Source organism: Flavobacterium aquicola, assembly GCF_003385115.1.
Classification (GTDB): domain Bacteria; phylum Bacteroidota; class Bacteroidia; order Flavobacteriales; family Flavobacteriaceae; genus Flavobacterium; species Flavobacterium aquicola.
The window spans coordinates 8,986-21,710 of the sequence record NZ_QUNI01000006.1; the positions used below are offsets into that span (position 1 = coordinate 8,986).

The following is a 12,725-nucleotide window of genomic DNA, read 5'->3' on the forward strand; positions in this document are numbered from 1 at the left end:
CAAAACAATGAAATTAAAAAAAACTATAGGTAAAATACATTTATGGCTAGGTCTGGCTTCTGGGCTTATTGTAATTATTTTAGGCATTACAGGCTGTTTATATGTTTTTGAAGAAGAATTACGTCCTCTTATTCACAAACATTATCATGTTGATGAAGTAAAAAAACCAGCAATGCCCTTCAGTAAACTGTTAGAAATAGCAAAAACCCAATCTGAAAATCCAATTTCCGGATGCAAAATTTATAACAATAAAGAGAGAACCTTTGCTTTTTGGAGTTTTAATAAATTAGAAAATAACAGCATTTGGTACTGGGACGATTACAACAGACTGTACATCTACATAGACCCGTACACAGGAAAGGTTGAAAAACTAGAAGATTATAATTTCGAGTTTTTTTTCGTGGTTAGAATGCTTCATCAGACTCTTTTTCTAAAGCATGATATTGGCGATATAATTGTAGGCACAGCAACAATTCTATTTGTAATTCCACTTATAACAGGCCTTATTCTTTGGTGGCCAAAAAACAAGAGTGCGGCCAAACAGCGTTTTTGGTTTCGATGGAAAGATACTACCAAATGGAAACGTAAAAATTATGATCTGCATAATATATTGGGCTACTATATGATGATTTTTGCTTTAATAATTGCGCTTACAGGTTTGGTCTGGGCATTTGAATGGTATGATTCGGGCTTGCAATGGGCTCTCAACGGAAGCAGTACAATTGAAAAAAGCGAAAAATTAGTATCTGATTCTACTCAGGTGAATTCGAAAAACAGCTTTGATAAAATATACAATACCACTAAACAGCTGCACCCAAAAGCTGATAATTATATTCTTTTTATACCTAAAGATTCGGCTGCAACATTTAATACATTCATTAAATATGAAAACTGCTTTAACGATGCATCAATCGAATACGATCAATATTCTGGAAAAATTCTTAAAACAAATTCATTTGATAACAAAAACACAGGGGAAAAATTTCGATCTATCAATTACGATTTACATGTTGGAAGTATATTAGGATTTTCAGGTAAAGTGCTTGCATTTTTTGCAAGTTTTGTTTCGGCCGGCTTACCAATTACCGGTTTTTTAATTTGGTGGGGACGCAATAAGAAAAAGAAAAAAGATACTGCTGAAACAATTGCATCTTAATTCTTCCTCCTGCTCCCAATTATCTCTCTACCAGTAAACATTGACAGCGATAATTTCATTTAACAAAATTATTCATAATTAATCTAAATAACACTTGTTAAAGGATTATTAATTTTTATATTTGCAGTGAAATAATTTTTATTTATTCTAAATAAAAATAATTTAATTTAATTTAAAAACAATGAACAATTTCAGACTTCGAAAACAGCATTTAATTCTTATAACTTGCTTGTTACTTTTTTCAGCCGTTAATCTTTTTGCCCAGCAAAATCATGGAAAAATAAATGGACAGATAACCACCTCAGACGGAGAACTAGCTGTCGGTGTAAACATCATTCTTAAAAATTCAAAATACTTTACGATTAGCAATGAAGATGGAACTTTTGAATTTAACAGAGTAAAACCAAATACTTATACTTTACAAGTTTCATTAACGGGTTACGAAACTACACAGCAAGAAGTAAGCGTTACCGAAAACCAAACGGCAACCCTAAATTTACAATTAAAGGTTTCAAACAGAGAACTGAAAGAGATAGTAATAAACACTCAGAAAGCAAATAAGTTTGCAGATAGAGAAACCGTTTATGTAGCACGAATGCCTCTAAAAAACTTAGAAAACTCACAAGTTTACAATACCGTGAGCAAAGAACTGATAAAAGAACAGATAGCAACAGATATGGCACAAGCCCAAAGAAATATCCCCGGAGCTATACCTGGAGCAGCAGGAGGCGGAAGTGTTGGTATTGTATCTAGAGGTTTTACTAGTTATCAATCCCTTAGAAACGGTATGAATTCGGCAGCTATCGCACCGGAGGATCCTGTGAATATTGAACGTATTGAAGCTATAAAGGGACCTGTAGGTACTTTATTTAGTAATATTTCTACCAGTTTAGGAGGAGTTCTGAACTATGTTACCAAAAAACCATACGAAACTTTTGGGGGCGAACTATCTTATACAACTGGAACCTATCAGCTAAACCGCTTGACTGCAGATGTAAATGCTCCACTTGATAAAGAAAAAACGCTGTTATTTAGAGCTACAGCTTCTTATCAAACAAGAAATGGCTACGTCAATGGTGATGGAGCACTTTGGTCAAACAGTTATTCTTTTTCTCCAAAATTGACTTATAAAGTTAACCCGAAACTTACTTTAGATTTTGATACCGAAATTGTTAGTCAAAAATACAATGCAACGTATGTTTACACCATTGGTGCGGGAGTTACTGCAAAAAGTTTAAAAGATTTACTTCCATACGATAAAAGTTTAAGCAGTAACGGTCTTGCCAATTATAACTTTGTGAATAATATAAATGTTTCGGCAAATTATAAAATTTCCGATTATTGGACTTCTCAAACCAGTTATATGTTTTCTGAAGGGCATTATCCAAAACAATATTTATATTCAGCTGCTACTTTTACAAACAATACTACAGCTAATAGATTGGTTGGATTATGGGAACCTGATAATAAATTTGGTCAAATGCAGCTACAGCAGAACTTTGTTGGCGACTTTAAAATAGGCAAACTTAGAAATCGTATTGTGGCAGGTATTGATTGGTCACAATACTACTATGGATTAAATCGTCCTGCATCATTAGCAAATGGATATACAGATACAGTAGATACAACTAAGCCTATTCCGGAAATTAGTCAAGCACAGGTAGAAGCGGCTAATTCATTAGTAAAATATAATTTTAGAAGTTCTACATTAGATCAATATAGTGCTTATGTTTCAGATGTATTAAACGTTACAGATAATTTACTGGTAATGGCAAGTTTGAGAGTCACACGAGCTATAAATAATGGTATATACTCTCAAGCTACAGGATTAACAACTGGTAATTACAACCAAACACAATTATCTCCAAAATTAGGTATTGTTTACCAAGTGTTGAAAGACAAAATATCACTTTTTACAAATTACAATAATGGTTTTATAAATGTTGCGCCTGCTCCTACTGGGCCTAGTGGAGATATAACCGTATTAGAACCTCAACAGGCTAACCAAGCAGAAGGTGGTGTAAAATTCAATTTATTTAACGGAAAATTAAGCAGTACATTCAGTTACTATGACATTCAGGTAACTAATGCTACCTATGCTGATCCAGCAAACGCAGCCTATACAGTACAAAATGGAACACAGCGTAGTAAAGGATTTGAGGCAGACATAATTGCGAATCCTATTTCTGGACTGAACATTGTTGCTGGTTATGGATTTAACGAAAACATCTATACTAAAAACACAGCGGCTCTTCAGGGCAAATTTTCAACATTTGCTCCTAAAAACATTGCCAACCTTTGGATCAGCTATAAAATAATGAATGGCAAACTAAACGGCTTTGGTCTTGGTGCAGGAGGGAATTATGTAAGTGACTCTTGGTTCAACACCACTAATACATTTATTTTCAACGGTTACACTGTTGCTAACGCATCTATTTTTTATAGTACTGAAAAAATCACCCTAAACCTTAAGGTAAATAATCTTACCAACGAAGAGTATTATATTGTAGGAACAGGTACTCCTCAAATGCTTAGAAATATTGCAGTAGGCTTTACATATAAATTGTAAAAACTCTTTCTAATTTATTATTTAAAAATCACCTCTTTATTAGAGGGAACGAAATAATAAAAAGAAAATGTAGATCACTAAAATTATTTATAACTATTAACCTATTTATATCTAACAAATGAAATATCTAAATCCGAGAATGACAAAATTCTTATATATTGTTAGTTTATTTTTTATTTTAACAACAACATTAATTGCCCAGCAGAATCACGGAAAAATAAAAGGAATCATAACCACATCTGATGGACAGCCAGGCAGCGATGTAAATGTGGTTCTTAAAAATTCAAAATACTTTACGATTACCAATGAAACGGGTAATTTTGAATTTAACAGAGTAAAAGCAGATACTTATACACTCCAAGTTTCATTAACAGGTTACGAAACAATAGAAAAAGAAGTTGCTGTTACAGAAAACGAAACAACCACTATCAATTTACATTTAAAAGTTTCTAACAAAGAATTAAAAGAAGTAGTTGTAAATAACAACAGTAGAAGAATCTCTAAAAAATCAGATTACGTTGCCAGAATGCCTATAACAAACCTTGAAAACCCTCAAGTATATAGTGTAATTCATAAAGAACTGTTACAAGAACAAGTTGTAATTGATATTAAAAGTGCCATCCAAAATTCCCCAGGGGCAACAGCAATTAGTTATCCCTCTGGAGGAGTTGGCATCAATTTTAGAGGATTTACTACTGGAGTAAATGCAAGAAACGGTATGGAAACATCTGCAAATCGTTCTTCTGTAGATCTTGCTAACGTGGAACGAATTGAAATAATGAAAGGCCCTTCGGGAACTTTATTTGGTTCGACAATATCTTCTTTTGGTGGAGTCGTAAATCTCGTTACTAAAAAACCTTTCGAAACAACAGCTGCTGAAGTAACTTATACTGCTGGAAGTTTTGGTTTAAACCGTCTTACTGCCGACGTAAACACCCCTCTTAAAAAAGATAAAACAGTTTTATTTAGAGTTAACCTTGCCATCAATAATGAAAAGAGCTTTGTAGATTATGGTTTTAATAAGACCGTTGCTATTACTCCAAGTCTAACTTTTAAAGCAAATGAAAAACTTACTTTTAATGTTGATGCAGAATTTATAAACTCAAACAATACCAGACGTACTTATAATATTTATGGTGGAACCTCAGGAATAACTAATCCCGAAGATTTAAAAATCGCTTATAATAAATCATTATTCTTTGATGACCTTGATGCTAAAACTTCAGCTACTAAAATTTTTACACAAGCAGAATATAAAATTTCCGAAAACTGGAAATCTACTACTCTATTTTCTTTTGTAGGCGAAAATGTTGAACGCAGTTACCAAACTTATCTTCTTTGGAGTTCTCCAACTACAGCCACTAGAAGAGTCGGTAATTGGGGACCTATATATGATAATTACACTAATTTACAGGAAAATATTAACGGACAGTTTTCTACAGGAAATATTAAGCACAAATTTTTGGCTGGAGCAAATTATAGCATGAACAAAAGTGGATTTTCGTCTGGAGCACAAGCTTTTGATGTTGTCGATGTAACAACCAATATCGATCCAATGAGAAAAAAAGATGTTGACGCTGTATTAACACAAACTGCATATCCAGTTTTTGGAACTAATACTTTTAGCGTTTATGCTTGTGATGTAATTAACTTTACCGACAAATTATCTGCTATGTTGAGTTTACGTTTAGACAATTTTGACCAACCCGAAGTTGAAGGGACAGAAGGCTATCATCAAACGGCATTATCACCAAAATTAGGATTGGTTTATGAAGTTGTTAAAAACCAGGTTTCGGTATTTGGAAATTATATGAATGGATTTCAAAATTCAGCACCTGTAACACAACCTGATGCTTCTCGATTAATTTTAGACCCTATTTATGCTGTACAATACGAAGGAGGTGTAAAGGCAGAAGTATTTGATAAGAAATTAAGTGCCACAGCGAGTTACTACAATATCACTATTGATAATGCCACAAGATCTGATGTTGATGGTTTTACAAAACAAGATGGAGTACAAGAAAGCAAAGGGTTTGATTTTGAATTGATGGCAAATCCTGTCAATGGTTTAAATCTTTCTCTTGGATATGCTTATAATGATAATCGTATTGTAAAAGCTTCCGAAGAATCTGTGGAGGGCAATAAAGCCGCAAATTCTCCTGAAAATGTAATTAATCTTTGGATTTCATATACCTTACAAAACAAGTTAAAAGGTTTAGGATTTGGATTTGGAAATAATTATGTAGATAAAAGTTATATGTTCGAAGATAATGTTTTTTACATTCCATCGTATTCACTTTATAACGCGACTGTATTTTATGAGCAACCTAGTTGGAGAGTTGGAGTTAAATTAAATAACTTATCCAACGAAAGATATTGGGATGCTTGGGGAGCTTCACAAGCACCTACAAACTTTTTAGCAAACTTAACATTCAAATTTTAAACTAATTAAAGTCACAAGACACCTCTATCTTTGGGTATGAGGTGTTTTTAGTTTTAAAATAAAAAAGCTATTTATCCTGCAATCATATAAACAATGAAATTAAAAAAAACTATAGGTAAAATACATTTATGGCTAGGTCTGGCTTCTGGGCTTATTGTAATTATTTTAGGCATTACAGGCTGTTTATATGTTTTTGAAGAAGAATTACGTCCTCTTATTCACAAACATTATCATGTTGATGAAGTAAAAAAACCAGCAATGCCCTTCAGTAAACTGTTAGAAATAGCAAAAACCCAATCTGAAAATCCAATTTCCGGATGCAAAATTTATAACAATAAAGAGAGAACCTTTGCTTTTTGGAGTTTTAATAAATTAGAAAATAACAGCATTTGGTACTGGGACGATTACAACAGACTGTACATCTACATAGACCCGTACACAGGAAAGGTTGAAAAACTAGAAGATTATAATTTCGAGTTTTTTTTCGTGGTTAGAATGCTTCATCAGACTCTTTTTCTAAAGCATGATATTGGCGATATAATTGTAGGCACAGCAACAATTCTATTTGTAATTTCACTTATAACAGGCCTTATTCTTTGGTGGCCAAAAAACAAGAGTGCGGCCAAACAGCGTTTTTGGTTTCGATGGAAAGATACTACCAAATGGAAACGTAAAAATTATGATCTGCATAATATATTGGGCTACTATATGATGATTTTTGCTTTAATAATTGCGCTTACAGGTTTGGTCTGGGCATTTGAATGGTATGATTCGGGCTTGCAATGGGCTCTCAACGGAAGCAGTACAATTGAAAAAAGCGAAAAATTAGTATCTGATTCTACTCAGGTGAATTCGAAAAACAGCTTTGATAAAATATACAATACCACTAAACAGCTGCACCCAAAAGCTGATAATTATATTCTTTTTATACCTAAAGATTCGGCTGCAACATTTAATACATTCATTAAATATGAAAACTGCTTTAATGATGCATCAATCGAATACGATCAATATTCTGGAAAAATTCTAAAAACAAATTCATTTGATAACAAAAACACAGGGGAAAAATTTCGATCTATCAATTACGATTTGCATGTTGGCAGTATATTAGGATTTCCCGGTAAAGTGCTTGCTTTTTTTGCAAGTTTCGTTTCAGCTGGCTTACCAATTACCGGTTTTTTAATTTGGTGGGGACGCAATAAGAAAAAGAAAAAAGATACTGCTAAAACATCTTAATTCTTCCTCCTGCTCATTAACAGCGATAATTTTATTTAACAAAATTATTCATAATTAATCTAAATAACATTTGTTAAAGGATTATTAATTTTTATATTTGCAGTGAAATAATTTTTATTTATTCTAAATAAAAATAAATAACCTATATATACTTTAATCATGAATTATTTAAAATTAAGAATGCCCCGATTCTTATATCTAATGAGCTTTTTTTTACTACTAACATCAATCGTAAATGCGCAGCAAAAAACGGCAACCATAAAAGGAACCGTAAAAAACAGTCAGGGAAAAGCGGCTGAATTTGCAAATGTCGAATTGAAAGGCACCAGCAAAGGTGCAGTGACTGATGAAAGCGGTGAATACAAAATTGAAAATATCAAACCAGGAAACTACACTATAACAATCTCCGGAATTGGTCTAAAAAAGAAAACACAAGATATCGAAATAACAGCCGGTCAAAGAAATTATACTTTTGACTTTGAAGTAGAAGAAAATATCGGACAGCTGGATGAAATTGTTGTTTCAGGCTTTCGCGAACGCACCTACAGAAACGAAATGTCTGTGGCCTCATCTAAATCTAGTATTGCTCTGAAAGATTTACCACAATCGGTAAGTTATGTTACTAAAGAATTAATTATCGACAGACAGGCTTTTCGTGTCAATGATGTTCTAAAAAACATCAGCGGTGTGAGTCTTAATAACTTTGAAAACCGCTTTTCCATCAGAGGAATTTCGGGCAACAGTTATCAGTTCATCAATGGATTAAGAGTAAGCGGAAGATCTTTCAATTCATTAAACCTAAACAACCTGGAAAGAGTTGAAGTCATGAAAGGTCCTGCATCTGCTTTATACGGTAATACTGAACCAGGCGGATCTATTAATAATGTAACCAAAAAAGCGCTGTCCGTAAATCGAAATGCAGCTAATGTAAGTGTTGGAAGTTTTCAAACCATTAGAGCCACAACGGATTTAACCGGTCCGCTAAATGAATCCAAAAGTATCTTATATCGTATGAATGTAGCGTATCAAAACACGGCAACTTTCAGGGATTTACAGGAAAGAGAAGATGTTTCAATCGCACCCACAATCGCTTTTTTACCAAGCGAAAAGACCCGAATTGATGTCGATTTCGTTTACAGTATTATCAAAGGAAGAACCGAAAGAGGACAGCCTATATACGGACCTTCAACTGATGGAGCCAGCCGTTTATTCACGACTCCAAGTTCACAGAGTATGTCAAGAGCAAGCGATTATTTGAAAGAAAAGACCTTTTATTTATCGGCAATAATGAATCATAAATTCAACAGCAAGCTTTTATTGAATGTGTCTTACTTAAAGTATAAATTCTTTGAAGACATGGTTGAACACAGAGGCGGTAACGCTTATGCAGTTGACGGAGCGGGAAAAGAAATTCCGTCGCTGTTATTGCAGAGCACAACCGAACGTATGCGCAACCGCTATGACGACAATCTTACCGCATACCTAAATTATGACGTCAGCACTGGAAAAATAGAACACAAAATAGTTTTAGGAGCAGATTATATTCAAAGTTTAGTACCTGTCGGCGGAACAAACGGCGTCGCATCTGGTTATAGAAATGCAGCCAATACCGGTTCAATTGCAACCTATAATCCAGCAAAAAAGGATTTATATCTGCTGGACGCAAATGGAAATCCAGTTCCGAATGTTCCTTTTTATAATTTAGCAAATCCAGATTACTCAGCTGCTAATACTGATAATTATTTCACAACCCGAACAGCAACGGCACCAACGAAATACTATTCGCAAAGTATCTACATCCAAGATCAGATGAAGTGGAATAAACTGCAGCTTCTGTTGGGTTTAAGACAAGAATTTTATACTGATTTCACCAATTACACAAAAAGCAATGAAGCCAAAGTAAAACAAGATGCTTTGATTCCAAGAGTAGGTTTGGTGTATAGTGTAATTCCGCAGATTAATATTTACGGAACCTATGTAGAAGGTTTTCAGCCACAAAGTGCTGGAACTATTGGTGCACCAGAAATTTATGGAGGTCCATTTGATCCGCTAACCAGTAAAATGTTCGAATTTGGAGCAAAAAGCGATTGGTTTGATAAAAAATTAGGCGTTAGTGTTGCTGCTTACAAAATCAATCAAAACAATATTTTGGTCAATGCCAATGATCCTACAAACACGCAATTATTGGAACAGAGAGGTCAGGAAACATCAAAAGGTATCGAAGTTGATATTACCGGAAATATTTTGCCTAATTTATCCATAAATGCAAATTATGCATACAACGATGCACGAATCACCAAGACCGCAGTTCCCGCCGATGTAGACAGATGGAAAGAAGCAGCACCGCACCATCAAGGAGGTTTTTGGGCAAAATACACCATTTTAAAAGGAAGCATTAAAGGTTTTGGAGTTGGATTAGGCTCTAATTTTGCTTCGAAACAAAGTACCCGATTAGCTTATTTTATTTTACCGGGTTATTCATTGATAGATGCTGCATTGTATTATCAAATAAAACAATTGAAATTTTCACTAAACTTGAACAATCTTCAGAACAAGGAATATATCGTATCACAAGCCAATGCCAATATGGTTGGGCCTGGTGCGCCTAGAAACTTTATGTTCAACTTGGGATACACTTTCTAATAGTTTTTGGACATAAAATCAAAAAGAATTCAGATCAAAACAATTTTTAAACTATAAAATCAATTACAATGAAAAAATTACTTTCAAAATTAGCGCTGGGATTTGTTCTTTTATTAGCTCCAATGGCTGTAAATGCGCACAATATCTGGCTAGAAGTAAAAGGCTCCGGCAAAATCAATGATAAAGTCCAGGTGCAGTTATACTTTGGCGAATACGGTCAGGAAGCTCCAGAAAAAGGAGCCAAACTAGACCGATTAAAAGACATCAAAATCTTTCTAATAGATGCTTCTGGAACAAAATCAGAAATCGCAATGGCACAGACAGAAACGCATTGGCAGGGTTCTTTTGATGCTAAAACTGCTGGAACTTATCAGATAATTGGAATAAATGACCAAGGAGAAGTTAGGGATATGTCAAAAAAACATCTCGGTTTTGCACGAAGCATCTCGTATCTAAAAGCTGTTTATACAGTAAAAACTCCAGAAGCCAAAGAATATGCAGTTCATCCACTAGACTTAACTGCACAAAAACAGAATGACAGTTATTTACTGACTGCATTTAAAGATAAAAAACAGCAGGGCGCTTTGAATATTACAATTATCAATCCTGAAGGCTGGGTGAAAACAGTTGAAACAAATGAAAAAGGTCAGGCAGCTTTTGTTCCCAATAAAAAAGGATTGTACTTAATCAATCTGGAATGGATAGACAATACCAAAGGAAGTTTCAAGGACAAAGTATTTGAAAATACTGTAAACAAATCAGTTCTTTCTTTAAAAGTTGAATAATCCAATTCCACTTTATTTAAAAAAGGTTTAGAAGAAATTCTGAACCTTTTTTTATGAAATCATCACAAACTTGACTAATTATGAATTTCAAAAGAAATAAAAATATTTCACCAGACTGCTTTAAACCTTCTTCAATTTATTACATCTAAAAAACGAGTTTTATACTCCTCATTTCTAAAATTAAAAAATCATTAGAATATTAGTTTTTATAGGAGAATCAGCTTGGTTATATACTATTTCTTTTTACATTTGCACTATTTTTATTTATTCTAAATAATTTCAATTAACAAATTATCCCTATAAATCATGAAAAAAAATATTTTCATTGCTTTTACCTTAGCCTCTGCATTTTTTGTTAGTGCACAGCAAAAAAACACACTTTTGGAACAGTCTTTCTGGAAAACAAACCCTGATGTAGCAGCTGTTCAGGCTGAAATTGCAAAAGGCAGCAGTCCATCAGAATTAAATTCAAGATCTTTTGACCCAGTAGTTCTTGCTATAAATAATGACGCGCCAAACGCCACTATAAAATTCTTATTGGAACAGCCTGGAAATGAAGTTACCAAATCGACTCACGATAACAGAATTTATCTGCATTGGGCTGCCGGTAAAGGAAATCTTGAAATCATAGAATATTTGATTGCCAAGAAATCGGATGTTAATTTAGAAGACAGCCACAGTTCGTTTCCAATTACTGCAGCGGCTAGCAGCGGGGTAACTAACATAGCCGTTTATGAAGCTTTTTTTAATGCGGGTGTTGAACCGATGAAAAAATACCAGGACGGTGCAAACCTATTGCTTCTGGCAATTCCTTATGACAAAGATCTTGCACTTTCAGCTTATTTTACAACCAAGGGAATGTCCCTTAAAGATGTAGACAGCAACGGTAATACAGCATTCAATTATGTAGCCAGAACTGGTAATATTCCTTTCTTAAAAACATTACTAGACAAAGGAGTAAAATACACTGACAATGCGCTGATTTTTGCTGCTCAAGGTTCCAGAAGAGCAACAAATACAATAGAAGTTTATAAATACTTGGTCGAAGATTTAAAAATCAAACCTAGTGCTACAAGTAAATTTGGTGAAAACGTATTTCACTTCTTGGTTAGCAAACCAAAACAAGCAGATATCATTAACTACTTTTTAGGTAAAGGCGTAAGTATTGCCAAAGCTGATAACGAAGGAAACACTCCGTTGATGGCAGCCGCGGCGTCCAGAGAAACTTCTGCTGCATTGGAACAAATACTGCTAATTGTAAAAACAATTAATTTCCAAAACGGAAATGGAGAGTCTGCATTGACAATGGCCGTAAAATCAGGAACTCCTGAAACTGTTACTATGCTTTTGGACAAAGGTGCAGATGTAAAAGTACTGGACAAACAAGGAAATGGTTTAGGTTATTACCTAATTCAATCATACAGAGCTCCAATGCAGGGAATGGGCGCACGTCCAGAAGGCGGAAACGCACCAAAACAAGATCCTTTTGAAGCAAAAGCAAAACTGCTTCAAGACAAAGGCTTAAACTTGGCGACAGCACAAAATGACGGAAACACACTTTATCATTTGGCTGTAGCCAAAAATGATTTGACTTTATTAAAAAAATTAGCCGATTTAAACATAGATATCAATGCTAAAAACAAAGACGGATTGACAGCATTGCACAGAGCAGCAATGATTGCCAAAGACGATACGATTTTGAAATACCTGCTTTCTATTGGTGCCAAAAAAGATATCACAACAGATTTTAAAGAAAGTGTTTTGGACTTGGCAAAAGAAAATGAAACGCTAACAAAAAACAACGCAGATTTAACTTTTTTGAAATAGCAAAAAGCTATAGGCTGTAAGCTTTAGGCCTTAAGCTAAAATTCATAATTCATAATTCATAATTCA

7 protein-coding genes are annotated in these 12,725 nt (G+C 34.1%); all 7 read left to right on the top strand.

What is annotated here, in order from left to right; all coding sequences use genetic code 11:
• The coding region (locus tag C8P67_RS11420; RefSeq protein ID WP_211319908.1) for a PepSY-associated TM helix domain-containing protein at positions 1-1,156 on the top strand (1,156 nt) is incomplete at its 5' end.
• Positions 1,157-1,337: 181 nt separating this feature from the next.
• Complete coding sequence (locus tag C8P67_RS11425) at positions 1,338-3,725, top strand: TonB-dependent receptor (protein WP_115813312.1); 2,388 nt, start codon at positions 1,338-1,340, stop codon at positions 3,723-3,725.
• Positions 3,726-3,864: 139 nt separating this feature from the next.
• On the top strand, positions 3,865-6,168 hold the full coding sequence (locus tag C8P67_RS11430) for a TonB-dependent receptor (RefSeq protein WP_245980429.1): 2,304 nt from the start codon (positions 3,865-3,867) through the stop codon (positions 6,166-6,168).
• Positions 6,169-6,261: 93 nt separating this feature from the next.
• A complete protein-coding gene (locus C8P67_RS11435; protein WP_115813314.1) occupies positions 6,262-7,404 on the top strand; it encodes a PepSY-associated TM helix domain-containing protein in 1,143 nt (380 codons plus the stop codon).
• 201 nt (positions 7,405-7,605) lie between these two features.
• Positions 7,606-10,047: a TonB-dependent receptor gene (locus C8P67_RS11440; protein ID WP_170141454.1), complete on the top strand. Its 2,442-nt coding sequence runs from the start codon at positions 7,606-7,608 to the stop codon at positions 10,045-10,047.
• 68 nt (positions 10,048-10,115) lie between these two features.
• The gene (locus C8P67_RS11445) at positions 10,116-10,832 is read left to right on the top strand and encodes a hypothetical protein (protein WP_115813316.1); all 717 of its coding nucleotides are present in this window, start codon (positions 10,116-10,118) and stop codon (positions 10,830-10,832) included.
• Positions 10,833-11,138: 306 nt separating this feature from the next.
• Positions 11,139-12,659 (top strand): ankyrin repeat domain-containing protein, encoded by a 1,521-nt coding sequence (locus tag C8P67_RS11450; RefSeq protein WP_115813317.1) that lies wholly within the window; start codon positions 11,139-11,141, stop codon positions 12,657-12,659.
• Positions 12,660-12,725: the final 66 nt, after the last annotated feature.

Excerpts from the sequence above, each read along its gene's own strand:
- C8P67_RS11425 (WP_115813312.1), top strand. The coding sequence starts at position 1,338 with ATGAACAATTTCAGACTTCGAAAACAGCATTTAATTCTTATAACTTGC.
- C8P67_RS11430 (WP_245980429.1), top strand. The coding sequence starts at position 3,865 with ATGACAAAATTCTTATATATTGTTAGTTTATTTTTTATTTTAACAACA.
- C8P67_RS11435 (WP_115813314.1), top strand. The coding sequence starts at position 6,262 with ATGAAATTAAAAAAAACTATAGGTAAAATACATTTATGGCTAGGTCTG.
- C8P67_RS11440 (WP_170141454.1), top strand. The coding sequence starts at position 7,606 with ATGAGCTTTTTTTTACTACTAACATCAATCGTAAATGCGCAGCAAAAA.
- C8P67_RS11445 (WP_115813316.1), top strand. The coding sequence starts at position 10,116 with ATGAAAAAATTACTTTCAAAATTAGCGCTGGGATTTGTTCTTTTATTA.
- C8P67_RS11450 (WP_115813317.1), top strand. The coding sequence starts at position 11,139 with ATGAAAAAAAATATTTTCATTGCTTTTACCTTAGCCTCTGCATTTTTT.